Below are 26,572 nucleotides of genomic sequence, written 5' to 3'. Positions count from 1 at the left end.
GGAAAGCTCCGCCGGCATCAGCGCAGGCGCGAGAGGCGCTCGCGGCCGGCCTGTGCGGCTTCGGACTGCGGATAGGCCTTGGTCAGGTCTTCCAGCGTGCGGCGCGCGGCGCGCGTGTCCTTCAGCTCGATCTGGCAGTTCGCGATCGACAGCACGGCCTCGGGGGCCTTGGCATGGTCGGGCGCGAGCGAGAGCATGGAGCGGAAGTTCGCGATGGCCTCGTTGTAGTTGCGTGTGGCGTACTGCGCATTGCCGAGCCAGAACAGCGCCGAGGCGTTGTAGCCGCTTTGCGGGTAGCGCTTGACGAACTCGGCAAACGCGGTCTGCGCCTGCGCGAACTGACCCGAGCGGAACACGCCGAGGGCGGCGTCGAAGTCGGCCTTTTCCTTAGGATCGGCGGTGAACTCGCGGCCGTCCACCGACACCTTCGAAGGCTCGCTCTGCTTGAGCTTGTCGTCGATGGTGGTCTGGCGCGACTGCATCTCGCTCACCGTGCGGGTGAGCTGCTCGTTCTGGCCGGTCATGCGCGCCAGGTCGCCACGCATCTGCTCGATCTGGTTCTGCAGGTCGAGCAGGCTGCGGCGTAGCTGGCCGTTCTCGTCGGTCAGCCGCTGGTCGGTCTGCTGGCGCATGGCCTCGACGCGCTGGCGCAAGTCGAGGATGGCGCGGCGAGCCTCGTCATCCTCGAACAGTGCAGCCTGCGACCCCATCGAGACGCAGAGCAAGGCGGCAGCCAGCGCCGCGCCTCGCAGCATGGCGCGTGGCATCACCGGGTGTAGCGGATTTCGGCGCGGCGGTTCTGCGCCCACACTTCTTCACCCGAACCCGTGACGGCAGGCTTTTCCTTGCCGAAGCTCACGGCTTCGATCTGGCTGTCGCTCACGCCCAGCAAGGTCAGCGCGCGGCGCACGGCTTCGGAACGCTTCTGGCCGAGTGCAAGGTTGTACTCGCGGCCGCCACGTTCGTCGGTGTGGCCTTCGATCGAGACGCGGCGTTGCGGGTTGGCCTTGAGGAACCTGGCGTGGCCGTCGATCAGCGCCTGGAACTCGGGCTTGACCGTGTAGCTGTCGTAGTCGAAATACACGATGCGCTCAACGCCAATCGGACCTTGCGCGGTGCCCGCGGTCGGATCAATGGTGACAGGTGCCACGGTGCTGGCGCCTTGCTGGCCGCCGGCCGTACCCGAACGGTCGGTCACCGGCGTTTCGTTGAGCTTGGTGCCCGACGAGCAACCGGCGATGAGAGCCACGATGGCCAGCGAATAAATCGTACGTTTCAACATATTTTCAAACTCCTCAAATAAACCTTGGTCATTGCTTTTGAAACGGACCCCAGTCCGGTTCCCTGATGTCTCCCGCCTGTCCCGCCAGTCGTGCCTTTATTTTTCCATCGAGCGTGGTCGTCATCAGGGCTTCGCGGCCCTGCAATTGCGTTGCATAGACGATCAGCTTGCTGTTCGGGGCAAAACTTGGACTTTCGTCCGCGGAGGTGTCGGTGATTGCGCTGACGTTGCCGGTTGCCAACTCCATCACATGGAGTTTGAAGGCACCGCCCACTCGGGAGATGTAGGCCAACCACCGGCCATCGCCGCTGACAGACGGAGAAATGTTGTAGGTGCCGCTGAAGGTCACCCGCGTCGGGTTGCCGCCGCCGGCGCTCATCTTGTAGATCTGGGGCGCACCGCCGCGGTCGCTCACGAAATAGATGGTGCCGCCGTCGGCCGAGTACACCGGCTCGGTGTCGATGCTGGAGCTTTGCGTCAGGCGGCGCGGTTCGCCGCCGCTGGCCGGAATGGAGAACAGCTGCGAGCCGCCATCGCGGCTGAGCGTGACGGCAAGGGAATTGCCGTCTGGCGCCCAGGCCGGCGCGCTATTGGAACCCTTGAAGTTGGCAAGCAGCCGGCGCTGGCCGGTGGCCACGTTGTGCACGTACACGACAGGCTTGCGCGACTCGAAGGACACATACGCCAACTGTTGCCCGTTGGACGACCAGCAGGGCGAGATGATGGGTTCGGGGCTGGCGAGCGCGGCCTGGGCGTTCTCGCCGTCGGCATCGGCCACCCACAGCGAGTAGCGGCTGCCGCCCTTGGTGACGTAGGCGATGCGGGTCGAGAAGATGCCCTTTTCGCCGGTCAGCTTCTCGTACACGTAGTCGGCAATGCGGTGCGAGGCAAGGCGCAGGTCACCTTGAGGAACGGTGTAGCTCAGGCCACCCAGGTCCTGCCCCTTCACCACGTCCCACAGGCGGAAGCGCACGTCGAAGCGGCCATCGGCCAGCCGGTTGACGCTGCCCACCACGAGCGAATCGGCCGTGCGCTGGCGCCACAGCGACAGGTCGGGGCGCGAGGCCTCGTCCAGCGCCTGGCCCGAAGCGTCGACGCCGCGGAACTGGCCACTGCGTTCCAGGTCGGCCTGGACGATGTCCGAGATCTTCTGGGGCGAGCCTTCCTGGCCCTTGAAAGGAACGAGCGCAATCGGCAGCTGCGTGAGCCCGACGCCCGACACCTCGACCCGGAACTGGGCCAGTGCAGGAAGCATGGGAGTGGCAGCGAGAGCCGCGATGAGCGTGCGGCGTGCAAATAACGATGAAGAAGGAGTTGGAATTAGAGTTGGCAACGGCTTGTTCATGCGGTTCGGAGAGGTTTCCGGGTAAAAAGTTCTCCCCGGCTGTAACGGGCCACATGTTACACACTGGCTTGAAGCCGCCGTCACAAAACGTTTATCCGGCGGCGCGGTCCTACAGAAGCACCTGCGGAAGGCCCTGAATGAGGCCCCCCGTAGAATCCGCCGCCATGCAAGCACCCCCCGGCGGCGAGAACGTACGCCCTCCCCTGATGCGCCGTATGGCGCGACTCATGACCTGGTTTGGCGGCTCCCGCCAATGGTGGGCCCTTGGACTGAGCGGAGCGATGCTGGCAGCAATCACCGAGCCGCTGATGGCCGCCCTGCTGAAGCCCCTGCTCGACCGGGGCTTCACGCGCGGCGAGATGCCCTTGTGGTTCGTGCCCGCCGCCGTGCTGCTGCTGTTTGCAGTGCGCGGCATCGCCCAGTTCATTTCCCAGTACGCGCTGTCGCGCATCGCCAACGAAGGCATGCAGAAGCTGCGGCGGGTGCTGTTCGAGCGGCTGCTCGGCGCCGAACTCGCGCTGTTCGCCCGGCAGTCGGCCAGCACCCTTTCGAACACGGTGGTCTACGAAGTGCAGACCGGCGCGATGCTGCTGGTGCAAGCGATTCTCGGACTCTCGCGCGACGGCTTCACGCTGATCGCGCTGCTGGGCTATCTGGTCTACCTGAACTGGAAGCTCACCCTCATCGTCGCCTTCCTGGTGCCCAGCATCTCCTGGATCATGAAGGTGTTCTCCAAGCGGCTCTACCGCCTGACCCAGCAGGGTCAGCAGGCCACCGACGAGCTGGCCTACGTGGTCGAGGAAAACGTGCTCGCCCACCGCGTGGTGCGCCTGCACGGCGCGGAAGGCGCGCAGGGCCGCCGCTTCGAGCAACTGAGCCAGCGCCTGAACCGGCTGGCCGTGAAGTCGACCATCGCCCAGGCCGCCACCACGCCGCTCACGCAGATGATGGCGTCGCTCGCGCTGTCGATCGTGGTGATGATCGCGCTGTGGCAAAGCGGCAAGCAGGGCTTCACGGTAGGCGGCTTCGTCGCCTACATCACGGCCATGTTGATGTTGATCGCGCCGATCCGGCGCCTCGCCGAAGTGGCCGGCCCGATCACACGCGGCCTCGCCGCACTGGAGCGCGGACTGATACTGATCGACGACGTGGCCCCGGAGTCGCAGGGCACGTTCCAGGTCGAACACGCCGAAGGACGCATCGAACTGCGTAACGTACAAGTCAGCTACCGCGGCGAAGACGAACAGCGCGCGCTCGACGGCGTGAGCCTGACCATCGAACCCGGCCAGGTGGTGGCCTTCGTCGGCCCTTCGGGCTCGGGCAAGACCACGCTGGTCAACCTGCTGCCGCGCTTCGTGCAGCCCAGCGGCGGGCAGGTGCTGCTCGACGGGCACGACACCAGCGAATGGCAATTGAAAAGCCTGCGCGCCCAGTTCGCCATGGTGAGCCAGGACGTGGTGATGCTCAACGAGACGCTGGCGGCCAACGTGGCGCTGGGCGGCGAGATCGACCGCGAGCGCGTGCTGCAGTGCATCGAGGCGGCCAACCTGAGTGCGCACGTCGAAAGCCTGCCCCAGGGCCTCGACACGGTACTCGGCCACAACGCCACGCAGCTTTCAGGCGGCCAGCGCCAGCGCCTCGCCATTGCCCGCGCGCTCTACAAGAATGCGCCCGTGCTGCTGCTCGACGAGGCTACCTCGGCGCTCGACACCGAATCCGAACGGCTGGTGCAGGACGCCCTGCAGCGGCTGATGCAGAACCGCACCACGCTGATCGTCGCCCACCGCCTGTCGACCATCCAGCATGCCGACCGGATCATCGTGATGGAGCAAGGCCGCATCGCCGAGCAAGGCAGCCACGAGCAACTCATGGCGCTGGACGGCCTCTACGCGCGGCTGCAGACACTGGCGGTGCGCAGCGCGCCGCCGGGGCAAGACCCGACGCTTTAGGCCTTAAAGCAGCACGATGTCGTACTGTCCCTGCCCGATCGCGGGCTCGGACTGCAGCGAAATCGGCTTGCCGATGAAGTCGCTCAGCCCCGCCAGGTGCTGGCTCTCCTCGTCGAGGAACAGCTCGATCACCTGCGGCGACGACACGATGCGGAACTCGCGCGGCGTGAACTGCCGCGCCTCGCGCAATATCTCTCGCATCACGTCGTAGGCCACGCTGCGCGCGGTCTTCACGATGCCCTGGCCGCCGCAGGCCGCACAGGGCTCGCACAGCATGTGCGCCAGCGATTCGCGGGTGCGCTTGCGCGTCATCTCGACCAGCCCGAGCTGCGAGAAGCCGCCGGCCGTGGTCTTCACGCGGTCGCGCGCCAGTTGCTTGCGGAACTCCGCCAGCACCTGTTCGCGGTGGTCGTCGCGACCCATGTCGATGAAGTCGACGATGATGATCCCGCCCAGGTTGCGCAGCCGCAGCTGCCGCGCAATGGCCTGCGCCGCCTCGAGGTTGGTCTTGAAGATGGTGTCGTCGAAGTTGCGCGCACCGACGAAGCCGCCGGTGTTCACGTCCACCGTGGTCAACGCTTCAGTCTGGTCGACCACCAGATACCCACCCGACTTGAGTTCGACGCGCCGGCCCAGCGCCTTCGCGATTTCCTCGTCGACCGAATACAAATCGAAGATCGGCCGCTCGCCCTTGTAATGCTGCAGCTTGCCCGCCGCCTTGGGCATGAATTCGAGCCCGAACTTCAGCAGCACCTCGAACTGCTCTCGCGAGTCGATGCGGATGGTCTGCGTGTCTTCGCTGGTCATGTCGCGCAGCACGCGCTGCAGCAGGCTCAGATCCTGGTGCAGCAGCGACATCGGTGGCATGCGCATCGAGGCATCGCGGATGCGCGACCAGGTCTTGCGCAGGTAGGCAATGTCTTCGGCAAGCTCGGGGTCGGTGGAGTCCTCGCCGTTGGTGCGCAGGATGAAGCCGCCGGTGTTGGCCGGCACCACGCCGCCACTGTCGGCCGCAGCGGCCGCTTCGATCAGCGCCAGCATGCGGTTGCGCAGCGACTCGCGCTGGTCCGACGGGATCTTCTGCGACACGCCGATGTGGTTGTCCTGCGGCAAGAACACCAGCAGCCGCCCGGCAATGCTGATTTGCGTGGACAGGCGCGCGCCCTTGGTGCCGATGGGGTCCTTGATGACCTGCACCAGCAGCGACTGGCCCTCGAACACCTGCTTCTCGATGGGCACCATCGGCCCGCCGTTGCGGTGGTCGCGCTCGGGCGCCGGCGCACTGGGCCGCGAGCCCGGAGTGAACGGCGCCACGATGTCGGCCACGTGCAGGAAAGCGGTGCGCTCCAGGCCGATGTCGATGAACGCCGACTGCATGCCCGGCAGCACGCGCGACACCTTGCCGAGGTAGATGTTGCCGACCAAGCCTCGCTCCAGCGTTCGCTCGACGTGCAGCTCTTGCACCGCGCCGTGCTCGACCAGCGCCACACGGGTCTCCTGCGGAGACCAGTTGATCAGGATGTCTTGCATGGAATTCTCAAGTATTGAAACCGGCGTTTCGAAGCAGCCCTGCTGTCTCGAACATGGGGAGGCCCATGATGCCCGAATAGGACCCGCTGATGTGCTCGATGAACGCGGCCGCCGCGCCTTGAATGGCGTAGGCACCGGCCTTGCCCAGCGGCTCGCCGCTTTCCGCATAGCGGGCGATCTGGGCGTCTGTGATGTTGGCGAAGCGCACGCGCGACACGCTGAGCGCGGCGTGGCGTTGTGCGCCATGCTGCAGCGCAACGGCGGTCAGCACGCGGTGCGTGGCGCCTGAGAGCAATCGCAGCATGCGTGCCGCATCGGCCGCGTCTTCGGGCTTGCCGAGGATGGTGCGGCCGAGTGCGACTGTGGTGTCGGCGCAGAGCACCGGCGCGTCGGCAAGGCCGCGGCGCCGGAGCCTGGCCACCGCGGCATCGAGCTTCAGGGCCGTGACGCGCTGCACATACGTTGCAGGAGCCTCGTTGGGCAGCACGGCTTCGAGCGATTCGGCGTCTTCGTCGGCATCGGCCAGCAGCAGTTCGTGGCGCACGCCGAGTTGGCCGAGCAGTTGGGCACGACGCGGGCTCTGCGAAGCGAGGTAGATGAAGTCCGGCAAGGTTCAGTTCTCCTGAAGGGCCGGCTGCCCGCCGGCCACAGTACGGTTCCAGACCAGTCCGTGCGGCAGGCGCGCGGGTCCGAAAAGAAAGTGAAGAACTCGGCGACGAGCCGGTGACCGGGCGCGAGAGGACGCATGCAGCAGCAAGGGGCGCATCAGCAGGGCGTCGCCACGCGCCGCCGTACAGGCCGTCTCGCCGTGTTCGACGCGCAAGTCCTGCGCTTCGGCATCGCTCAACCGTCCGGCGCGGTGGCTGCCCGATACGACGCGCAACGGCCCCGCATCCACGCCGCAATCATCCAGATGCACCCGCACGGCGAGCAGCGATCGCAACACGTCGACCGGCGGCTGCATATACGGCTCGCCCTCCTTGAGGACGGCAGGCATGCCGGCGCCCGAGGCGGGAATCGAGGTGTCCTGATGCAGCGCGACCAGCCAGTTCCTGTCGGCCGTCTTGTCGAAGAGCGTGCATTGCACGGCCACCGATGAAGCATCGAGCAGGCCCATGCCGACCAGCCGTGTTTTCAGCTGAACAGCAATCTCACTGCAGCGCGGCTGGGCCAAAAGGTTGCGGCTGCCTGCCGCCTGCCCCAGCCAATGGTCGAGCGACCGCGCGGTTGCGTCCAGCAGATCAAACGGCAACAGCGCCGGCAGCAGCGCATGGCCCTTCTCCTCGAGCAACGCGACCCGCCCGTCGGCGCTTGTCATTCGCGGTGGTAAGGATGACCCGCATTGACCGACCACGCCCGGTACAGCTGCTCGACCAGCAGCACCCGCGCCATCGCGTGCGGCAGCGTCAGGTCGGACAGGCGGATGCGTTCGTGGGCCGCGGCCTTGAAGGCCGGGTCGAGCCCGTCGGGCCCGCCGATGACCAGGGCGACGTCGTCGCCCTCGCCTTGCCAGGCCTGCAGGCGCGCGGCAAGCGCCTTGGTGGTCAGCGCCGTGCCGCGCTCGTCGAGCGCGACGATGCGCATGCCGCGCGCAATTGCGCCTTCGATGCGCTCGCGCTCCGCGGCGTACAGCGTTTCAAGCGACTTGGAGCCGCGCGGCTCGGTCTTGACTGCTCGCAGCTCGAGCTTGAGCTCGGGCGGGAAGCGCTTGGCGTAGTCGTCCCAGGCAGTCTGTGCCCAATCGGGCATGCGCTGCCCGACGGCGACCACCAGCAGCTTCATGCGCGGCGGGCTGGCGCCTTCCTGGCAGCCGTCGTCGTCTTCTTTGCAGCGGGCTTCTTGGCAGCGGGCTTGCCGACGACCTTGACCGGCACGCGCGCGGTGGTGGACTTCCGGGCGGGCGCCTTCTTGGCAGCGGTTTTCTTGGCCGGGGTCTTCGCAGCCTTGGCTTCTTGTTCTGCCGCGCGGATCGCGGTCTTGGCAGCGCTGGAGCGGCGCAGCGTCGGCGTCTTGGTGGCCGGCTTCTTCTCTTCGGTGCCGACCTTCGATGCGGTGGCGACCGCGGGCTTCGCGCCGCCGAGCTTTGCACGCACCGGCTTGTCGCCCCAGATCTCTTCGAGGTGGTAGTACTGGCGGATGGCGGGCTGCATGATGTGCGCCACGGCCGCGCCGCAGTCCACGATGATCCACTCGCCGTTGTCCTCGCCCTCGATGCGCGGCTTGCCGAAACCGGCTTCGCGCACCGCGTCGCGCACGCTGGCGGCCAGCGCCTTCGTCTGGCGGTTGGAGGTGCCCGACGCCACGATCACGCGCTCGAACAGCGGTGAAAGATGTTCTGTGTCGAATACCTGGATGTCCTGCGCCTTGACGTCTTCGAGACCATCGATGATGGCTCGCTGGAGTTTCTGGGTGTCTTTCTTGGCGGCGGCTTCAGTGGTCATCAGGCAGAGCGGTAGAGGTGGTGTTGGTCAATATAGCGTGCAACCGTGGGCGGAACCAGCGAGGAAATGTCCACGCCAAGCTCCGCGCGCCGTCGAATCTCGGTGGCGCTGTTGTTCATAGGTGGCAGTTCGAGCGCCTCGAAACGCGCGCCAGCCGGGAGGCCGGGCAGCATTTTCGGATCAAAACGAGCAGTGTTGCTCGTCGATAGTGCGCGATACGCTACAGAAACGATAGCAATGCCGAGTATATCCTGCCAGCCGTGCCAGGTCGGCAACGCGCTCGCCTGGTCGGCGCCCATGATCAGGACCAGCTGTGCGCCGGGCTGCTCGCGCTGCAATTCGTGCAGGGTGTCGAGTGTGTAGGTGGGCCCGTCGCGCAGCACTTCGCGGCTGTCGATGACGACGGTGCCTTTCAGGTCAGCGAAGGCCAGCCGCGTCATCGCAAGGCGGTCTTCCTTCGGCGTGAGCGCCCTGCTCTTGTGCCAGGCCTGCCCTGTGGGAATGACGTGCAGTTCGGCAAGGTCGAGTTGCGCCAGCGCGGCTTCGGCTAGCGCGACATGGGCGTTGTGCGGCGGATCGAATGCGCCGCCGAAAACGCCGATGCGACGCACCGCAGTGCCGGAGCGGTTCACAACCAGTCGCGCCGCACGATGAAGTCGCTGTACAGCGCGGCTTCGGGGCTGCCCGGCTCGGGCTGCTGCTGGTAGGCCCAGCTGGCCAGCGGCGGCATCGACAGCAGGATCGATTCGGTACGCCCACCCGACTGAAGGCCGAAGTGCGTGCCGCGGTCCCACACGAGGTTGAACTCGACGTAACGGCCGCGCCGATAGAGCTGGAAGCTGCGTTCGCGCTCCGTGTAAGGCGTGGCGCGGCGGCGCTCGACGATCGGCAGATACGCCGGCAAAAAGCCATCGCCCACCGAGCGAATCAGCGCGAAGCCGTTCTCGAAACCGCCCTCGGAAAAATCGTCGAAGAAGATGCCGCCGATGCCGCGCTGTTCGCCGCGATGCTTCAGGAAGAAATACTCGTCGCACCAGGTCTTGAAGCGCGGGTACTTGTCGTCACCGAAAGGTGCGAGCGCGTCTCGGCACGTGGTGTGGAAATGCACCGCGTCTTCCTCGAAGCCGTAGCACGGCGTGAGGTCCATGCCGCCGCCGAACCAGCAGACCGGCTCGCCTCCTGCACCTTCTTTGGGCAGCGCAGCCAGCATGCGCACGTTCATGTGAACGATCGGCACGTAGGGGTTGCGCGGATGGAACACCAGCGACACGCCCATCGCCTCGAAAGGCGCACCTGCCAACTCGGGCCGGTTCTGCGTGGCCGAGGGCGGGAGCTTCGGTCCGCGCACCTGCGAGAAGCCGCAGCCCGCGCGCTCGAACAGTTCACCGCCTTCGAGGATGCAGGTCAGCCCATGGCCCTGCAGCGGTTCGCCCGGCGCTTTCTCCCAGGCATCGCGCACGCAGGTGCCGCCGTCGGCCTTCTCGACCGCCGCGATGATCGACTGCTGCAGTCCGCGCAGGTACTCGCCGACCGCTGCCGGGTTGGTTTGCTGCATCAAGCGCCGTGGGTGTTGCGCGCGTGCACCGCGCGGAATCCGATGTCCTTGCGGTATTGAGCGCCGTCGAAGTTGACGCGCGCCGCAACCTCGTAGGCCCGCTGCTGCGCCTGCTTCACGCTGTCGGCCAGCACGGTCACGCAGAGCACGCGCCCGCCGCTGGTCTTGAGCTCGCCGTTTTCCAGCGTCGTGCCGGCGTGGAACACCACGGCATCGGGCGCCTCGGCCGGAATGCCGGTGATGCGGTCTCCTTTGCGCGGCGACAGCGGGTAGCCGTGCGCAGCCATCACCACGCCCAGCGCCACGCGCCGGTCCCATTGCAGCTCGACCTGGTCGAGCGTGCCGTCGGTGGCGTGCCAGAACACCTCGAACAGGTCGGACTTCAGGCGCATCATGATCGGCTGCGTCTCGGGGTCGCCCATGCGGCAGTTGAACTCGAGCGTCTTGGGGTGGCCCGTGGCGTCGATCATCAGGCCGGCGTAGAGGAAGCCGGTGAAAGGAATGCCGTCTTTCTCCATGCCGCGGATGGTCGGCAGGATGATCTCGCGCATGGCGCGCGCATGCACCTCGGCCGTGACCACCGGTGCGGGCGAATACGCCCCCATGCCACCGGTGTTGGGGCCTTCGTCGTTGTCGAGCAGGCGCTTGTGGTCCTGGCTGGTGGCCAGCGCGGTCACGTTCTTGCCGTCGCACAGCACGATGAAGCTGGCTTCCTCGCCCTGCAGGAATTCTTCGATGACGACGCGCGCGCCGCCTTCGTTATGCGACACGCCGAACTTGTTGTCGACCAGCATGAAGTCGACGGCCTCGTGCGCTTCCTCTGCGGTCATGGCAACCACCACGCCCTTGCCAGCCGCTAGGCCGTCGGCCTTGACGACGATGGGCGCGCCCTTGGCGTCGATGTATGCGTGTGCCGCGGCGGCGTCGGTGAAAGCCTCGTACTCGGCGGTCGGAATCTTGTGGCGCTTCATGAAGGCCTTGGAGAAGGCCTTCGAGCTTTCGAGCTGGGCGGCCGCCTGCGTGGGGCCGAAGATGCGCAGGCCGTGCGCGCGGAACTCGTCCACCACGCCGGCAGCCAGCGGCGCCTCGGGGCCGACGACGGTCAGCGCGATCTTTTCTTTCATCGCCCATTCGCGCAGCGCGGCGGGCTCGGTGATGTCGACGCAGTCGTAGCGCTCGTCGGCTGCGGTGCCGCCGTTGCCCGGCGCCACGTACACACGGCTCACCCGGGCAGCCTGTGCCAGCCGCCATGCCAGAGCGTGTTCACGGCCCCCTCCCCCAATTACCAGTACCTTCATTCGCGGGCCTTCATTTCTCGCTGTGATTCAACAAACAACATTCATTCGGACAGCGAGGCGTTGTGATAAACGTCCTGCACGTCGTCCAGGTCCTCGAGCACATCGAGCAACTTCTGCATTCTTGCGGCGTCTTCGCCGGTCACGTCTACCGTGTTTTCGGCGCGCATGGTGACTTCGGCGGCGTCGGGCTTCAGGCCCGCGGCTTCGAGCGCGTTCTTCACGGCTTCGAAGTCGGCGACGGCGGTGATCACCTCGATGGCACCGTCGTCGTCGGTAACGACGTCTTCGGCGCCCGCCTCGAGCGCCACTTCCATCACCTTGTCTTCATTGGTGCCCGGCGCAAAGATGAACTGGCCGCAGTGCTTGAACTGGAAGGCCACCGAGCCCTCGGTGCCCATGTTGCCGCCGTGTTTGGAGAAGGCGTGGCGCACTTCGGCCACGGTGCGCACGCGGTTGTCGGTCATGGTGTCGACGATGATCGCCGCGCCGCCGATGCCGTACCCTTCGTAACGAATTTCTTCGTAATTGACGCCTTCGAGGTTGCCCGTGGCCTTGTCGATGTTGCGCTTGATGGTGTCGATGGGCAGGTTCACCGCCTTGGCCTTTTCAACGGCCAGCCGCAGCCGGGGGTTGGAGCCCAGGTCGGCGCCACCGGCGCGGGCGGCCACTGTGATTTCGCGGATGGCGCGGGTCCAGAGCTTGCCCCGCTTCTCGTCCTGGCGGCCCTTCCGGTGCTGAATATTCGCCCACTTGCTATGTCCGGCCATGGCTTTCTATCTCGCTGTCCTGTGTTTTCTGAGCAGGCTCCGAGTTTACTGTCCGGCGCACACAACGCCCGCCCTGGGGCCCGGAATTCGGGCCGGGGCTTTTGGTGATAATCGTTCGATGACGCCATCGCCTTCCGTCGGGCCCGGGAATCCCGACATCCTGCCGCCGCACGCCCCTTTGCCGCTGTACTACAAGACCGAGGCCGAGCATCAGGCGTTCCTGCTGCGCATCTTCGACAGCACGGCCGCGGACTACGACCGCATCGAGAGCGTGCTGGCCTTCGGCACCGGCCCCTCGTACCGCCGTGCTGCGCTGCGGGAAGCCGGCCTCTCGGCGGGCATGCAGGTGCTCGACGTGGGCATCGGCACCGGGCTCGTGGCCCGCGAGGCGCTGAAACTCATCGGCTCCACCGGCCAGCTCGTGGGCATCGACCCCAGCCCCGGCATGTTGGGCCAGGTCAAGCTGCCCGGCATCGAACTGGTGCGCGGCGTGGCCGAAGCCCTGCCCCGGCCCGATGCCAGCAGCGACTTCGTGAGCATGGGCTACGCCATGCGCCACATCAGCGACGTGGCGGCCGCCTTCAGCGAGTTCCATCGCGTGCTGCGCCCCGGCGGGCGCGTGGCGGTACTCGAAATCACCAAGCCCGAGGGCCGCTTCGCAACCGCGCTGCTCAAGGGCTACATGCGTGCCGTGGTGCCGCTGATCGCCCGCGTGGTCGGTCGCCAACGCAACACCTCGGAACTGTGGCGCTACTACTGGGACACGATCGAGGCCTGCATTCCGCCCGAACGGGTGATACAGGCGCTGGCCGACGCGGGTTTTCGCGACGTGCGCCGGCATGCGAGCCTCGGCGTCTTCTCTGCCTACACCGCCATCAAACCCGAACACACCGTCGAGGCCAGCTGATAGTGCGAGCTCAGGACGAAACCCCTTCTTCCCATCTGCGCGTCGAGCGCCTGTCGCTGCCGGCCAGCCTTGCGCTGGCTGTTGACGGCAAGGCGCCCTTCGCGGCGCTCGGCTACGGCACGCCGCACGGCGTGGCCTGGATGCCGACCGTCAACGCGCGTGTGCTGTCGGCAAACGGTGCCATGGCCGATGTGTGGCGCGTGAGCCGTCCGCAACACGTCAAGTCGGGCACCACCGGCATCGCGCGCTGGCGCACCGACGGGCACTGGCTGCTCGGCGCCATCGACCTGGACGAAGCCACCGAAAAACAGGGCCTCGCCGAACTCGCGCACCGCGCCTACCGCGACCTCTTCAAGACGCTCGATCAGGCCGGCACGCCGCACCTGCAGCGCATCTGGAACTATCTGCCGCAGATCAACGCCGACGGCGGCGGGCTGGAGCGCTACCGGCAGTTCAATCTCGGCCGGCAGGAAGCGTTTCTCGAAGCCGGCCGCGCCGCCTTCGAGGGCGCGCCTGCGGCCTGTGCACTGGGCATCCACCAGGGCGCCCTGTCGATCCGCTTCCTGGCCGGCCAGCAGGCGCCGCTGCCGGTCGAAAACCCGCGTCAGGTTTCGGCCTACCGCTATCCCGAAACCTACGGCCCGCGCTCGCCGACCTTCTCGCGCGCCGCGCTGGCGGACATCGGCGACGGCAACATCGCCCTCTTCATCTCCGGCACTGCGAGCATCGTCGGCCACGAAACCGTGCACCACGGCGACGTGCTCGAGCAGACGCGCGAAACCCTGCGCAACTTGCAGGCGGTGATTGCCGCCGCCAACGAACGCGGCACCGCGAAGTTCTCGCTGGCCGAGCTCGATTGCGTGGTCTACGTGCGTCACCCGTCGGACACCGAAGCTGTACGCAGCATCATCGAAGGCACGCTCGGCGCCGACGCGCCGATGGCGCGCCACGCGGTGTACCTCGAAGCCGACATCTGCCGCAGCGACCTGCTGGTCGAGATTGAGGCCCACACGGCGGCGGCCGGCCTGCTACGGGCATGACCGGTCGTTGTCCGACCGCGCATTGCCCGATTGACTGATTCAATGACTCGCGTGCTGCGAATTCTCACGTCGATTCCGCTCGCGTTGATGCTCTACGCGCTGCTGCTGTTCCTGGGCCTGATCTCGCTGGTCTGGAACGTCGTCGCCATGCTGATCCACCCGATCATGCCGGCGGCGCCCGCGCGCGTGCTGGGACGCACGACCATCGCCTTCGCCTACCGCATGTTCTGGTGGCTGGCGTCGGTGACCGGCATGATGCGCATCGACGCCGCCTGCCTCGACCCGATGCGCAAGGAACCCGGCGTGATCTTCGTGGCCAACCACCCGACCATGCTCGACGCGCTGCTGCTGGTGGCGCGGCTGCCCCGCAGTGCCTGCATCATGAAGGCCGACCTGATGGGCAACATCTTCCTGGGCGCGGGCGCCCGGCTGGCGCGCTACATCAGCAACAAGTCAGCCCGCACGATGGTGCGCCTTGCCGTGAACGACCTGCGCAACGGCGGCCAGCTGGTGATCTTTCCCGAGGGCACGCGCACGGTGACGCCGCCGCTCAATGTGTTCCGCCCCGGCACCACGCTGATCGCCAAGCTGGCGCAGGCGCCCATACAAACGGTGTTCATCGACACCGACTCGCCCTACCTCGCCAAGGGCTGGCCGCTGTGGCGCGTGCCACCGCTTCCCATCGTCTTCACCCTGCGGATCGGCAAGCGCTTCTCGCCCACGCAGGACAGCGACGTGCTGCAGGCCGAGCTCGAACAATACTTCCGACAAAACCTGGAGCAGCGCGCCACCGACGCGTCCCCCGAATGCCAGACGCCTCGCGCACCCACCTTGTCCTGATCCCCAGCTACAACACCGGCGAGCGCCTGTTCTCGACCGTCGCCGCAGCGCGCGCGCAGTGGAACCCGGTGTGGGTGGTGGTCGACGGCAGCGACGACGGCACGGGCGAGCGGCTGCAGCAGATGGCGGCCGGCGACCCGGGCCTGCGCGTGTGGGTGCTGCCGCAGAACCAGGGCAAGGGTTCGGCCGTGCTGCACGGCCTGCGCGCCGCGAAGGAAGCCGGCTTCACCCATGCGCTGACGATGGATTCCGACGGGCAGCATCCGGCGGACCTGATCCCCGAGTTCATGAAGGCCTCGCTGGCCCGCCCCGAGACGATGGTGCTCGGGCGACCGGTGTTCGACGCAAGCGCACCGCTGCTGCGCGTGCGCGGTCGGCGTGTGTCGAACGGATGGACGCAGCTCGAAACGCTGTTCGCCGGCGTGGGCGATTCGCTCTACGGCTTTCGCGTGTATCCGGTGACGGACCTGATCGCCGTCATGGAGCGGCAGCCATGGATGCGGCGCTTCGACTTCGACACTGAGGCTGTCGTGCGGCTGGCATGGCGCGGCGTCAAGCCCGTGAACATCGATGCGCCGGTGAAGTACCTGACGGCGGAGGAAGGCGGGGTTTCGCACTTCCGCTATGGGCGCGACAACGTGCTGCTTACCTGGATGCACGCGCGGCTGATGGTGGAGTTCGTGTTGCGGCTGCCTGGGCTGGTGTTTCGCAAGCTGGCGAAGAAGGCGCCGTTTCAGGACTGACGACGCTTGCTCGCTGATTTAGGTAGACCCCACTCACCCTACAGCGCGATAGCTGCCCCGCCCAGCGCCTTGTACAAGGTCATCGTCGCATTGAGCTGGTTCAACCGGTTCTGGGCCAGCGAAACCTCGGCCGTACGGCGCCGGTCCTTCGCGTCGAGCACCGGCTGCAACGCGGTCGCACCAGCGCGATAGCGCACCTCCGACAGCCGCTCCGCGCGCTGCGCCTCCTGCAGCGCCAGCACCAGTTTTTCGCTCTCGTCGCGCAGTTGCGTGCGCGACGACAACGCGTTCTCGACCTCCGACAACGCCGTGTACAGCGACTGCCGAAACCCCAACACCGCCTCTTCGTACTGCGTCTGCGACACGGCCACAGTCAGCCGCGCGGTGTTCCATTGCAAGAACGGCAACGCCAACCCTGCGCCAAGCGTGGCCACAGGATTCTTCAGCAATTCGCCCAGCGCAGTGCTCGACGTGCCCAGCGACCCCGTCAGGCTCAGCGCCGGATAGAACCCGGTGCGAGTGGCGTCGACATTCGCCAGTGCACCGCGCAACCGTTGCTCGGCCGCGCGCAGATCCGGGCGGCGGCCCAGCAGGCTCGCGGGTACGCCGGCATCGATGACCGGCAAGGCTATGTCTGGCAACCGCGCGGGCTCGACGGCCATCGACTCCGGCGGCTGGTCGAACAGAATCGCCAGCGCGTTGTGCGCCTCGACGCGCTGCTGAAGCAACTGCGTGTGCGCCGCCTCCTGCGTCGCGAGGTTCTGACCCGCCTGCGCCACGTCCAGCCCCGACACGGCGCCCGCCGCGTACTTCACCCGCACCAGCGCGAGGATGCGTCGGCCGTCTTCCATGCCCGCTTCGCTCAGCGCGATGCGCTGGTTCAGGTAGCCGGTCTGCCAATAGAGTCCCGCCGTAGTACCGACGAGCGCCAGCGCAGTGGCCTGGCGATCGGATTCGGTGGCCTTCAGCTCCCAGTCGGCGGCGCTGCGCTGCGCCGAGAGTCGGCCCCACAGGTCGAGCTCGTAGCTCAGTGTCACCAGCGAGCTCGATGCGGAGCCGGCCACGCCGCCGCGCTTCAGGTCATAGCTGCGGCTGGTGCTGGCCTGCCCCACTACGCTGGGCGTGAGGTTCGTGTTCGCCAAACCAGCCTGCAATTGCGCACGCTGCACGCGAATGCCCGCCGCCGCCAGGTCGTTGTTGGTACGCAGCGCGCTGTCGATCAGCCGGTCGAACTGCGGATCGTTGAACGCCGTCCACCAGTTGGCGGACAACATCGCCGCCGCACTCCCCGCTCCCGGCGACTGCTGCCAGCCCTGCGGCACCTCCAGCGGCCGCTGCGCCCGCTGCTCAGGCTGGAACAGGGTGCACCCGCCGAGCACCAGCACGGCAACAGCCATCGCGGAAAGAACGCGTGCCCTACTCACGAGCCAGCGCCTCGATCGGGTCCAGCCGCGCCGCGTTGCGCGCCGGCAGATAGCCGAACAGCACGCCGATCAGCGACGCGCACAAGAACGCCGACACCACGGCGCCCATCGAAAAGATCATTTGCCATTGCTTGACGAAAAGCGAAAACAGAAAGCTGATGCCATACGACAGCGTCACGCCGATCAACCCGCCCACCAGGCACACCAGCACCGCCTCGGTCAGGAACTGCTGCAGCACGTCGCTCTGGCGCGCGCCCACCGCCATGCGAATACCGATCTCGCGGGTGCGCTCGGTCACGGACACCAGCATGATGTTCATCACACCGATGCCGCCCACCACCAGCGAGATCACCGCAATGAGCGACAGCAGCAGCGTGAGCGACTGGCTGGTGCGCTCGGCCGTCTTCACGATGCTGTCCATGTTGAAGGTGAAGAAATCCTTGCTGCCGTGGCGCAGCGTGAGCAGCTTGACCACGCTGTCTTCAGCGGCCTTGGTCGGCTGGTCGTCGCGGATGCGCACCGTGATGTTGTCGAAGTGCTGCTGCCCGAAGAGCCGGCTCGCGCCCGTGCTGTAGGGCAGCCAGATGTTGAGCGACTTGTTCTCGCCGAACATGCTCTTCTTTTCCTGCGATACGCCGATCACCGTGCACGGCAGGTTGCCCACCAGGATGATCTTGCCCACCGCCTCGGCGCCGTCAGGGAACAGCTTGCGCCGCGTGTTCTGGTCGATCACCACCACCTGCGACTGGTGGCGCACGTCGCTCGCCGTAAAGGCTGCGCCACTGGCCATCTGGATGTCGCGCACACGAAAGAAACTGTCGCTCACACCGTTCACCGTGCCGTTGATGTCGACGCTGCGGTAGCGCAGCCGCAGGCTGCGCGAGGTCGAGGGCGTCACGCTGTGCACATAGGGCTGCGCGGCGAGTGCGTCGAGGTCGGACGGTATCAGCGTGCGGATGCTCGAGGCCTTGTCGTCGCCGAAGTCGCGGCCCGGGTACACGTCGAGCGTGTTGGTGCCGATGGCACGGATATCCGACAGCACGAAGCGCTTGGCACCCTCCCCGATGGCCACGATCGACACCACCGAGGTAATGCCGATGACGATGCCCAGCATGGTGAGCGCGGTGCGCATGCGGTGCGCCATCATCGAACGCCAGGCCATGCGGAAGGCTTCTGCAAAGCGGGCCCAGCTGGTGCTGAAGCGCGCAATGCCCAGCTTGGGCTTCGTCATCGCCTCGGGAATTGGTGCGTCGGGCTGCACGGCCTGTACCGACGCCACCACAGTGGGCACGTTGGGCCGGTCACCCACGATCACGCCATCGGCAATCTCGATGATGCGTTCGGTGCAGCTCGCCACCTGCATGTCGTGCGTCACGATGATGATGGTGTGCCCTTGCACATGCAACTCGCGCAGGATGCCGATCACCTCCTGGCCGCTCCTGCTGTCGAGCGCGCCGGTCGGCTCGTCGGCCAGGATCACCTGCCCGCCGTTCATCAACGCGCGCGCAATGCTCACCCGCTGCTGCTGGCCGCCGGAAAGCTGGCTTGGCCGGTGCTCGGTGCGGTCGCCAAGACCCAGGCGCACCAGCAACTGGCGCGCACGCGTGTCGCGCGCCTCGCCGTCGGTGCCGGCATACACGGCGGGCACTTCGACGTTGCCGGTCGCCGTCAGGTGTGGCATCAGGTGGTAGCGCTGGAAGATGAAGCCGAAATGCTCGCGCCGCAGTTGGGCCAGCGCATCGCTGTCGAGCGTGCCCACGTCCTGGCCCGAGACGATGTAGGTACCGGTGCTCGGCCGGTCGAGGCAACCGAGGATGTTCATCAGCGTCGACTTGCCCGAGCCCGAGGCGCCGACGATGGCCAGCATTTCGCCGTTGCCGATGTCGAGGTTGACGTCTTTCAGTACCTGCACTTCCTGCTCGCCCGAAGGAAAGCTGCGGCCGATGCCGCGCAGGGTCAGCAGCGGCTGCTTTTCCTGCGTCATGGGCGCTTGCCCCGCCCGCCGCCGCCGTCTCCGCTTTCGCCCCGCTCCAGAACAGCCGAGGCATCGCCCGTGATGACGTTGTCGCCCTCTTTCAAACCTTCGAGCACCTGGGCCTGGAAGTTGTTGGAGATGCCCACGCGCACCTGCCGTTTTTCCACGGTCTGGTCGGCCTTGAGCACGCGCACTTCCTGGCGGCCATCCTTGTCGCGCGGACCCAGCGCGGTCAGCGGCACGGTCAGCGCCTGCTTTGCCTCGCCCAGCAGGATGGCGACCTGCGCCGTCATGTCCACGCGCAGCGTGCGATCGGGGTTGGGCACGTCGAACAGCGCGTTGAAGAACACGGCGTTGTTGATCTTCTCGGGCGAAGGCTGCACCGCGCGCAGCGTGCCGTGGTAGCGCTTGTCGGGGTCGCCGAGGATGGTGAAGTACACCGGCTGCCCCGGCTTCACGCGCACCACGTCGGCTTCGGACACCTGCGCCTTCACGGTCATGGTCGACAGGTCGGCCAGTTTCATCAGCGTGGGCACCTGGAAGGCGGCGACCACGGTCTGGCCTTCGAGCGTGCTGATGGAAACCACGTCGCCGTCGATGGGCGCGATGATTCGCGTGTACGAGAGATTCGTCTGCGCCGAGGCCACGGCCAGCTTCTGCTGGCGGATCTGCGCTTCGAGCGACACCAGGTCGGCACGCAGCGCGCGCAGCTCGGCGTCGGCGCTTTCCATGTCCTGCTTGGCGGCGGCGTCCTGCGCGAGCATTTCCTGCTGCCGCGTCCAGGTGAGCTGGGCCTGCCTGATGCGCACTTCCTTCGCGAGCTTCTGCGCCTGCAGGTTGTCGAGCTTGGCCTGCTCCTGCGCGAAGGTGTTCTGCGAGATGACGGGGTCGATCTCGGCGAGCCAGTCGCCCTTCTTCACGGTCTGCCCCAGCACCACCTTCAGCGACTTGAGCTGGCCGCTGACCTGTGCGCCCACCTCGACCTGCTTGAGCGCCTGCAGCACGCCGGTGGCGAGTACCGCGTTTTCGAGGTCGGTGCGTTGCACCGCGGCGGTGAGGTATTCGGCCTTCTTGCCCGGGCTGAGCCAGAAAGAGGCGACGACCGCCAGCACGACGAGAACGGCAATGCCGATGACTAGTTTGCGTGATCGCCTGGGTTGTGTAGTGGGCATGCGGGGGAAATCAGGAAGACGCTGCGCGGCGAGTCGACTGCGCGGAAGGGGCACGGAACCACGAGGTCCGGTGTCATCCTAGCCGCGTTTACTGAAGATTCTTTAAAGGCCCACGGGCGATCGACAAACCGATTCGCAGCGTTACGAGCGCGTGACTTTCGGCACTGGCACGACAGCTTTGGGCGTCCTACATTTTTTCGGATGCGTGGCGCGTTGCCACGCATAAACCGATAGTTCTAGGAAGGGAAAACGACCATGAAATTCCAACAGTCGAACACTCTGCGCCACGTGGCACTGGCCGGTGCGATCACCGCCGCGATGGCCTTCAGCTGCGCGGCCAGTGCCGCCAACACGAAGGCAGACACACCCGAGGCGCAGTCGCCACTGACGTTCACCACGCCGGTGCGCAGCCCCGAAGCCAGCGCCCCGCTGGGCCTTGCAAGCATCAGCAGCGACGTCAAGCCGACGGCGGCTCAGCCGGTGAACATGGCGATGGTCAGCAGCTGCGCCGAACGCTGGTACTGGCGCAGCCTGCTCGAAGAAATGGGATGCGGCTTTTCGGGCCAAGGCTGGTTCAACTGACGCAGCCCCGCCCTCTTCGGCACGCCGCCCGCCGTGGGGCGGCGTCGCCTCTTTCGCCTCTCAGCGTGCCCGACGCGAGCGCACGAGCAGCGTGATGAGCAGCAGCGAGAGAACCACGAACGCGATAAACGACCAGTTCGCCAGCGTCAGGCCGAACAGCGACCAGTCGATCTTCGAGCAGTCGCCGCCGCCGCGAAAGATCATCGGCAGCGCACGCTTCAGCGGAAAGGTTTCGATCATCCCGTAGAGGTCGCGCCCGCAGGAAACGACTTCGGGCGGATACCACTGCAGCCAGCTCTGCGAGGCCGCCGTGTAGGCGCCGCCCACCGCAGCCACCAGCGCCAGCAATCCACCCACGACCCGAAGGCCCACGTTGCGGAACACGCCGGCCAGGCCGGTGAAGAGTGCCACCAGCACCAGCGCATACCGCTGCACGATGCACATGGGACAGGGTTCGAGCCCGACCACGTGCTGCAGGTAGAGCCCGAAGGCCAGCATGAGAACACAGGCCAAGCAGATCAGCCCGAACGCGCGGCGCGGCGCGCCGAAGTACCAATCGATCAAGGAGATACCCAATCTTCTTCTACGAACACCCTGGCCTTGCGCGGGTTGGCAACGACGGTGTCGCCTTCCTTCAAGCCCAGGTCACGGAACTGTTGCGCAGGGAGTTGCGCCTCGATGATGGTTCCGGAGCCCGGATTATCTGGATTCGATTCGGTGGGCTCAAGTTCCAGCCGCGCGATGGGTCCGACGACGATTGCCCGCGACAGCGTGGCAACGATGCCCGAAGCGCCGGCCACATAGCGTGTCACATCGATGTCATGCGGGCGCACATAAGCGCGTGCCTTGGCGTCGCGCGCGCCGCTGTGCTCGGGTGAATCGAGGCGCATGCCGTCGAGCTGCACCGCGCCGTTGTCGGCCCGGCCATGGAACAGGTTCACGTCGCCCAGGAAGCCGTAGACGAACGGGCTGGCCGGCTGGTCCCACACCTCCTGCGGCGAGCCGACCTGCTCGATCTGCCCCTTGTTGATGACCACCACGCGGTCGGCCACTTCGAGCGCTTCTTCCTGGTCGTGCGTGACGAAGATCGAGGTCACGTGCAGTTCGTCGTGCAGCCGGCGCAGCCAGCGGCGCAGTTCCTTGCGCACCTTGGCGTCGAGCGCGCCGAAGGGCTCGTCGAGCAGCAGCACCTTGGGTTCCACCGCCAGTGCGCGGGCCAGCGCAATGCGCTGCCGCTGGCCGCCGGAAAGCTGCGAAGGATAGCGGTCGGCCAGCCAGTCGAGCTGCACCAGCTTGAGCAGGTCGGTCACCTTCTGCCTGATATGCGCGTCGCTCGGGCGCTCCTTGCGCGGCTTCACGCGCAGGCCGAAGGCCACGTTCTCGAACACGGTCATGTGGCGGAACAGTGCGTAGTGCTGGAACACGAAGCCCACCTGCCGCTCGCGCACGTGCACGTCGGTGGTGTCCTCGCCCGAGAACAAAATGCTGCCGGCGTCGGCCGTTTCCAGCCCCGCGATGATGCGCAGCAGCGTGGTCTTGCCGCAGCCCGAGGGGCCGAGCAGCGCGACCAGTTCGCCCGACTCCACGTCGAGGTTCACGTCGCGCAGCGCGCGGAAGTCGCCGAACTGCTTGCTGATGTTGCGGATTTCGATGCTCATGATCTTGTTCTTTCTCTCTCAGGCCGCCGCGGCTTCGGGGGGACGCTCGGGGGGCAGTTCGGCAATGGCCTTCATCTCGCGCTCGTGGCGCCATTCGATCACCGACTTGATCACCAGCGTGACCAGCGCCAGGATGGCCAGCAGCGAAGCCACGGCAAACGCGGCCACCGACTGGTATTCGTTGTAGAGCACTTCCACGTGCAGCGGCATGGTGTTGGTCTGGCCCCGGATGTGGCCCGACACCACCGACACCGCGCCGAATTCGCCCATGGCGCGCGCGTTGCACAGGATCACGCCGTACAGCAGGCCCCACTTGATGTTGGGCAGCGTCACGCGCCAGAAGGTCTGCCAGCCGGTCGCGCCGAGCACGATGGCGGCCTGCTCCTCGTCGGTGCCCTGCGCCTGCATCAGCGGCACAAGTTCGCGCGCGATGAACGGGAAGGTCACGAACACGGTCGCCAGCACGATGCCGGGTACGGCAAAGATGATCTTGATGTCGTGCTCAGCCAGCCACGGACCGAGCCAGCCCTGCGCGCCGAACACCAGCACGTAGATCAGGCCCGCCACCACCGGCGACACCGCGAACGGCAGGTCGACCAGCGTGGTGAGAAATGCCTTGCCTCGAAACTCGAACTTGGCAATGGCCCAGGCCGCCGCCACGCCGAACACGAGGTTCATCGGCACCGCGATGGCGGCGGTGATGAGCGTGAGGCGAATCGCGCTCCAGGCGTCGGGCTCCTTCAGCGCGTCGAGATACGCGCCCACGCCCTTGCGTAGCGCCTCGGTCGCAACAGCGGCCAGCGGCAATACGAGGAACAGGAACATGAACGCGAGCGCAATGCCGATCAGCGTCCAGCGCACCCAGGCGGATTCAGTAGTGCCGGCTTGCGCGCGGCGGATGACTTTGGAAGGTGCGCTCATGTCAGGCTCCTGCGCGGCGACGCTGCCAGGCTTGCAGGCCGTTGATGACCAGCAGCAGGACGAAGGAAATGACGAGCATCACCAGCGCGACCGCCGTGGCGCCCGCGTAGTCGTACTGCTCCAGCTTGCCGATGATGATGAGCGGCGTGATCTCCGAGATCATCGGCATGTTGCCAGCGATGAAGATCACCGAGCCGTACTCGCCGATGGCGCGTGCGAAGGCCATGGCAAAGCCGGTGAGCAGCGCAGGCGCAATCGACGGAAAGATCACCTTGGTGAAGGTCTGAAGCCGCGTCGCGCCGAGCGAGGTGGCTGCTTCTTCCAGCTCTTTCTCGGCGTCTTCGAGCACTGGCTGCACCGTACGCACCACGAAGGGCAACCCGATGAAGATCAGCGCAATCACGATGCCCGCCGGCGTGAACGCCAGCTTGATGCCGTGCGGTTCGAGCAGTTGTCCGACCCAGCCGTTGCCCGCGAGCAGCGCGGTCAGCGAAATGCCCGCCACCGCCGTCGGCAGCGCAAACGGCAGGTCGACCAGCGCATCGACGATGCGCTTGCCCGGAAACTTGTAGCGCACCAGCACCCAGGCCACCAGCAGGCCGAACACCGCATTCACCACGGCCGCGATCAGCGAGGCGCCGAAGGTCAGCCGATACGAAGCCATCACGCGCGGGGCAGTCACGGCCACCCAGAACTGGTCCCAGGTCAGCGTGAAGGTCCTGAAGACCAGCGCCGACAGCGGGATCAGCACGATCAGGCTGAGGTAGAGAATCGAGAAGCCGAGCGTGATGTGGAAACCCGGCAGCACGCGCTTGGCGCCCCCTGCCCGGTTGGCACGCGAAAAAGGCGCTCCCGCGGACGGGAGCGCCGAAGAAACAGCGCCGCTCATTTACTTGCCGCCGGGCGTGTAGAGCTTGTCGAACTGGCCGCCGTCGTTGAAGTGCACCTTCTGCGCTTCGCCGAGGCTGCCGAACAGTTCTTGCACTGTGAAGAGCTGCAGCGGCTTGAAGGTCGAGGCGTACTTCTTGAGCACGGCCGGCGAACGTGGACGCAGCGCGTGCTTGGCCGCGATTTCCTGTGCTTCTTCGGAGTACAGCCAGTCGAGATACGCCTTGGCGAGCTCGCCCGTGCCCTTCTTGGCGACGGTGCGCTCGACCACGGCCACCGGGTTCTCGGCCACGATGCTGATCGAGGGGTACACCGAGTCGACCTTGCCGGTGCCGAATTCGCGGTCGATCGACACCACTTCCGATTCGAAGGTGATCAGCGCATCGCCGATGTTGCGTTGCAGGAAGGCGGTGGTCGCGTCGCGGCCGCCGCGCGCCAGAACAGGCACGTTCTTGAACAGCTTGCCGACGAACTCGGCAGCCTGGGCGTCGGTGCCGCCCTTCTTCTTGATGTAGCCCCATGCGGCCAGGTACGCATAGCGCCCGTTGCCGCCGGTCTTGGGGTTGACGATCACGACCTGCACGCCCGGTTTGACCAGGTCGTCCCAGTCCTTGATGCCCTTGGGGTTGCCGTTGCGAACGAGGAACAGCATGGTTGACGTGGTCGGCGATGCGTTCTCGGGGAATTTCTTGTTCCAGTCTTTGGCAACCACGCCGGCATTGGCGAGGAAGTCGATGTCGGTGGAGGTGTTCATGGTCACCACGTCGGCATCGAGGCCGTCGGCCACCGCGCGGGCCTGCGCGCTGGAGCCGCCGTGCGACTGGTCGATCTTGACGTCCTTGCCTGTGGCCTTCTTGTAGTGCGCCACGAAGGCCGCGTTGTAGTCCTTGTAGAACTCGCGGGCCACGTCGTACGAGGCGTTCAGCAGCCCCGTACCCTGGGCGAAGGCGCTGCTGCCGGCGAGTGCGGAGGACGCCAGCGCGAGCACGGCGACGAAGGTCTTTATTCTGGAAGTCATGTGGTTGCCAAGGTTTCTGAAAATTCACGGCCCGCCGGCCAGGCGGCGGGCTCGTCGGTCAAGGACTGGAGCAGGGCAAGGCCCAGCGGCCAATCCCCGTGCCCCGAGTCGACGTTGATGTGGCCCGCATTCTGCATGCGCACGAACTCGCTGCCCCAGGCGCGCGAATATGCACCAGCCAGGCGGATCGGGCAAAAGGGGTCGTTGCTGCTGGCCACCACGATGCTGCGGTACGGCAGCGCAGCGTAGGGCACAGGCGCGAAGTCGGAGAGCACGGCGCGGCGCTCGGGGTCCGCAGGCGCCACCAGCAGCGCGCCCTGGATGCGGGCCGCGGCATCGGGCGGCAGGTGCGCCGTGGCGATGCAGCCCAGGCTGTGCGCTGCGATCACCACCGGCCCGTCGCTCTCCAGCACCAGCTTCGCCAGCGTGGACACCCACGCCTCGCGCTTGGGCGAGGCCCAGTCGTCCTGCACCACCCGCGCCGCACCCGGAATGCGCTCTTCCCACAGGCTTTGCCAGTGGCCGGGCCCGGAGTCGCGCCACCCCGGCACGATGATCACTCGGGTCTGCATGACGACGCTTGCCCTGCCCGCTTACTTGTTGGGCTGCGGCGTGATGCGCAGGTAGGGGCGCACGGCCTTGAAGCCCTTGGGGAAACGCTCCGCCAGTTCGGCCGGGTCCTGGATGGCCGGGATGATGACCACGTCGTCACCGTCCTTCCAGTTCACGGGCGTGGCCACCTTGTGGCTGTCGGTGAGCTGCAGCGAGTCGATCACGCGCAGGATCTCGTCGAAGTTGCGGCCGGTGGACGCCGGGTAGGTGATGGTGGTGCGGATGACCTTCTTCGGGTCGATGATGAACACGCTGCGAACGGTGGCCGTGGCCGAGGCGTTCGGGTGGATCAGGTCGTACAGGTCGGCCACCTTGCGGTCGGCATCCGCAATGATGGGGAAGTTGACCGTGGTGTTCTGCGTGTCGTTGATGTCGCTGATCCATTCCTTGTGCTTGGTGGCCGGATCGACGCTCAACGCGATGGGCTTCACGCCGCGCTTGGCGAATTCGCCCGACAGTGCCGCGGTCTTGCCCAGTTCGGTGGTGCACACGGGCGTGAAATCGGCGGGATGCGAGAAGAACACGACCCACGAATCGCCGGCCCACTGATGGAAGTCGATGGTGCCTTCGCTGGAATCCTGGGTGAAATTGGGGGCTGTGTCGCCGAGTCGCAGAGTAGCCATGG

Annotated in this window: 28 protein-coding genes; 6 read left to right on the top strand and 22 right to left on the bottom strand. The window is 66.4% G+C overall.

Annotation, left to right across the window (positions count from 1 at the left end; all coding sequences use genetic code 11):
- Positions 1–17 precede the first annotated feature (17 nt).
- From ybgF to tolB, 3 genes are read right to left on the bottom strand one after another with little or no spacing between them, the layout of a single operon-like run.
- On the bottom strand, positions 18–767 hold the full coding sequence (ybgF, locus tag ACZYSP_RS01015) for a tol-pal system protein YbgF (protein ID WP_093054675.1): 750 nt from the start codon (positions 765–767) through the stop codon (positions 18–20).
- The gene (pal, locus tag ACZYSP_RS01010; RefSeq protein ID WP_093074643.1) at positions 767–1,282 is read right to left on the bottom strand and encodes a peptidoglycan-associated lipoprotein Pal; all 516 of its coding nucleotides are present in this window, start codon (positions 1,280–1,282) and stop codon (positions 767–769) included. The genes ybgF and pal overlap by 1 nt, the downstream gene beginning before the upstream one ends.
- A gap of 28 nt (positions 1,283–1,310) precedes the next feature.
- On the bottom strand, positions 1,311–2,627 hold the full coding sequence (tolB, locus tag ACZYSP_RS01005) for a Tol-Pal system beta propeller repeat protein TolB (RefSeq protein WP_093054671.1): 1,317 nt from the start codon (positions 2,625–2,627) through the stop codon (positions 1,311–1,313).
- Positions 2,628–2,791: 164 nt separating this feature from the next.
- On the opposite strand from tolB, the gene msbA reads away from it, so the two are divergent.
- The gene (gene msbA, locus ACZYSP_RS01000; protein WP_093074645.1) at positions 2,792–4,576 is read left to right on the top strand and encodes a lipid A export permease/ATP-binding protein MsbA; all 1,785 of its coding nucleotides are present in this window, start codon (positions 2,792–2,794) and stop codon (positions 4,574–4,576) included.
- Between the two features lie 3 nt (positions 4,577–4,579).
- Here the strand turns inward: msbA and rng are convergent, their stop codons facing one another.
- The 9 genes from rng to ACZYSP_RS00955 are packed head-to-tail and all read right to left on the bottom strand — an operon-like array spanning position 4,580 to position 12,167.
- Entirely contained in the window at positions 4,580–6,106 is a 1,527-nt protein-coding gene (gene rng / locus ACZYSP_RS00995; RefSeq protein ID WP_093054667.1) for a ribonuclease G, read from the bottom strand.
- Between the two features lie 7 nt (positions 6,107–6,113).
- Positions 6,114–6,716 (bottom strand): Maf family protein, encoded by a 603-nt coding sequence (locus ACZYSP_RS00990; RefSeq protein WP_093074648.1) that lies wholly within the window; start codon positions 6,714–6,716, stop codon positions 6,114–6,116.
- A 3-nt stretch (positions 6,717–6,719) separates the two neighbouring features.
- Entirely contained in the window at positions 6,720–7,424 is a 705-nt protein-coding gene (locus tag ACZYSP_RS00985) for a phytanoyl-CoA dioxygenase family protein (protein ID WP_093074651.1), read from the bottom strand.
- Positions 7,421–7,888 (bottom strand): 23S rRNA (pseudouridine(1915)-N(3))-methyltransferase RlmH, encoded by a 468-nt coding sequence (gene rlmH, locus ACZYSP_RS00980; protein ID WP_042579728.1) that lies wholly within the window; start codon positions 7,886–7,888, stop codon positions 7,421–7,423. Before rlmH ends, ACZYSP_RS00985 begins: the two co-directional genes overlap by 4 nt.
- Positions 7,885–8,547 (bottom strand): ribosome silencing factor, encoded by a 663-nt coding sequence (gene rsfS / locus ACZYSP_RS00975; RefSeq protein ID WP_093074654.1) that lies wholly within the window; start codon positions 8,545–8,547, stop codon positions 7,885–7,887. The genes rlmH and rsfS overlap by 4 nt, the downstream gene beginning before the upstream one ends.
- Positions 8,547–9,179 carry a nicotinate (nicotinamide) nucleotide adenylyltransferase gene (gene nadD, locus ACZYSP_RS00970; protein ID WP_093074656.1) on the bottom strand — a complete coding sequence of 211 codons (633 nt, stop codon included), beginning with the start codon at positions 9,177–9,179 and terminating at the stop codon, positions 8,547–8,549. The genes rsfS and nadD overlap by 1 nt, the downstream gene beginning before the upstream one ends.
- Positions 9,176–10,102 (bottom strand): oxygen-dependent coproporphyrinogen oxidase, encoded by a 927-nt coding sequence (gene hemF / locus ACZYSP_RS00965; RefSeq protein ID WP_093074659.1) that lies wholly within the window; start codon positions 10,100–10,102, stop codon positions 9,176–9,178. The genes nadD and hemF overlap by 4 nt, the downstream gene beginning before the upstream one ends.
- Positions 10,102–11,400 carry a phosphoribosylamine--glycine ligase gene (gene purD, locus ACZYSP_RS00960; RefSeq protein WP_093054657.1) on the bottom strand — a complete coding sequence of 433 codons (1,299 nt, stop codon included), beginning with the start codon at positions 11,398–11,400 and terminating at the stop codon, positions 10,102–10,104. Before purD ends, hemF begins: the two co-directional genes overlap by 1 nt.
- A gap of 41 nt (positions 11,401–11,441) precedes the next feature.
- Positions 11,442–12,167 (bottom strand): YebC/PmpR family DNA-binding transcriptional regulator, encoded by a 726-nt coding sequence (locus ACZYSP_RS00955; protein WP_056518292.1) that lies wholly within the window; start codon positions 12,165–12,167, stop codon positions 11,442–11,444.
- Positions 12,168–12,285: 118 nt separating this feature from the next.
- On the opposite strand from ACZYSP_RS00955, the gene ACZYSP_RS00950 reads away from it, so the two are divergent.
- Genes ACZYSP_RS00950 through ACZYSP_RS00935 form a run of 4 tightly spaced genes read left to right on the top strand, consistent with a single transcriptional unit; the run spans position 12,286 to position 15,697 of the window.
- Complete coding sequence (locus ACZYSP_RS00950) at positions 12,286–13,074, top strand: class I SAM-dependent methyltransferase (protein WP_093074661.1); 789 nt, start codon at positions 12,286–12,288, stop codon at positions 13,072–13,074.
- A gap of 2 nt (positions 13,075–13,076) precedes the next feature.
- Positions 13,077–14,114 carry a chorismate transformation FkbO/Hyg5 family protein gene (locus ACZYSP_RS00945; RefSeq protein ID WP_489012819.1) on the top strand — a complete coding sequence of 346 codons (1,038 nt, stop codon included), beginning with the start codon at positions 13,077–13,079 and terminating at the stop codon, positions 14,112–14,114.
- A gap of 42 nt (positions 14,115–14,156) precedes the next feature.
- A complete protein-coding gene (locus tag ACZYSP_RS00940) occupies positions 14,157–14,954 on the top strand; it encodes a lysophospholipid acyltransferase family protein (protein ID WP_093074666.1) in 798 nt (265 codons plus the stop codon).
- A complete protein-coding gene (locus tag ACZYSP_RS00935) occupies positions 14,921–15,697 on the top strand; it encodes a glycosyltransferase family 2 protein (protein ID WP_093074668.1) in 777 nt (258 codons plus the stop codon). The genes ACZYSP_RS00940 and ACZYSP_RS00935 overlap by 34 nt, the downstream gene beginning before the upstream one ends.
- 38 nt (positions 15,698–15,735) lie before the next feature.
- Here ACZYSP_RS00935 and ACZYSP_RS00930 read toward each other — a convergent pair whose 3' ends face one another.
- Genes ACZYSP_RS00930 through macA form a run of 3 tightly spaced genes read right to left on the bottom strand, consistent with a single transcriptional unit; the run spans position 15,736 to position 20,268 of the window.
- Entirely contained in the window at positions 15,736–17,094 is a 1,359-nt protein-coding gene (locus tag ACZYSP_RS00930) for an efflux transporter outer membrane subunit (RefSeq protein WP_177192738.1), read from the bottom strand.
- A gap of 19 nt (positions 17,095–17,113) precedes the next feature.
- The gene (macB, locus tag ACZYSP_RS00925) at positions 17,114–19,105 is read right to left on the bottom strand and encodes a macrolide ABC transporter ATP-binding protein/permease MacB (protein ID WP_093074673.1); all 1,992 of its coding nucleotides are present in this window, start codon (positions 19,103–19,105) and stop codon (positions 17,114–17,116) included.
- On the bottom strand, positions 19,102–20,268 hold the full coding sequence (gene macA, locus ACZYSP_RS00920; protein WP_093054641.1) for a macrolide transporter subunit MacA: 1,167 nt from the start codon (positions 20,266–20,268) through the stop codon (positions 19,102–19,104). The genes macB and macA overlap by 4 nt, the downstream gene beginning before the upstream one ends.
- A gap of 255 nt (positions 20,269–20,523) precedes the next feature.
- Here macA and ACZYSP_RS00915 point away from each other — a divergent pair, with 255 nt between their 5' ends.
- Positions 20,524–20,850 (top strand): hypothetical protein, encoded by a 327-nt coding sequence (locus ACZYSP_RS00915; protein ID WP_093074676.1) that lies wholly within the window; start codon positions 20,524–20,526, stop codon positions 20,848–20,850.
- 60 nt (positions 20,851–20,910) lie between these two features.
- Here the strand turns inward: ACZYSP_RS00915 and ACZYSP_RS00910 are convergent, their stop codons facing one another.
- Genes ACZYSP_RS00910 through ACZYSP_RS00880 form a run of 7 tightly spaced genes read right to left on the bottom strand, consistent with a single transcriptional unit; the run spans position 20,911 to position 26,570 of the window.
- Positions 20,911–21,414: a disulfide bond formation protein B gene (locus tag ACZYSP_RS00910; RefSeq protein WP_093054637.1), complete on the bottom strand. Its 504-nt coding sequence runs from the start codon at positions 21,412–21,414 to the stop codon at positions 20,911–20,913.
- On the bottom strand, positions 21,411–22,508 hold the full coding sequence (locus ACZYSP_RS00905; protein WP_093054635.1) for a sulfate/molybdate ABC transporter ATP-binding protein: 1,098 nt from the start codon (positions 22,506–22,508) through the stop codon (positions 21,411–21,413). The genes ACZYSP_RS00910 and ACZYSP_RS00905 overlap by 4 nt, the downstream gene beginning before the upstream one ends.
- An 18-nt stretch (positions 22,509–22,526) precedes the next feature.
- Complete coding sequence (gene cysW, locus ACZYSP_RS00900) at positions 22,527–23,429, bottom strand: sulfate ABC transporter permease subunit CysW (protein ID WP_093054633.1); 903 nt, start codon at positions 23,427–23,429, stop codon at positions 22,527–22,529.
- A gap of 1 nt (position 23,430) precedes the next feature.
- On the bottom strand, positions 23,431–24,318 hold the full coding sequence (gene cysT / locus ACZYSP_RS00895) for a sulfate ABC transporter permease subunit CysT (RefSeq protein ID WP_093054631.1): 888 nt from the start codon (positions 24,316–24,318) through the stop codon (positions 23,431–23,433).
- The gene (locus tag ACZYSP_RS00890; protein WP_093054629.1) at positions 24,319–25,335 is read right to left on the bottom strand and encodes a sulfate ABC transporter substrate-binding protein; all 1,017 of its coding nucleotides are present in this window, start codon (positions 25,333–25,335) and stop codon (positions 24,319–24,321) included.
- A complete protein-coding gene (locus tag ACZYSP_RS00885; RefSeq protein WP_093074679.1) occupies positions 25,332–25,907 on the bottom strand; it encodes an RBBP9/YdeN family alpha/beta hydrolase in 576 nt (191 codons plus the stop codon). Before ACZYSP_RS00885 ends, ACZYSP_RS00890 begins: the two co-directional genes overlap by 4 nt.
- 21 nt (positions 25,908–25,928) lie before the next feature.
- Positions 25,929–26,570 (bottom strand): peroxiredoxin, encoded by a 642-nt coding sequence (locus ACZYSP_RS00880; protein WP_093054625.1) that lies wholly within the window; start codon positions 26,568–26,570, stop codon positions 25,929–25,931.
- Between the last annotated feature and the right edge of the window lie 2 nt (positions 26,571–26,572).

It is taken from the genome of Variovorax sp. F042 (assembly GCF_057814215.1).
The sequence above is the reverse complement of the archived record's forward strand: the minus strand, read 5'-3'. Positions and strand labels throughout refer to the sequence as shown.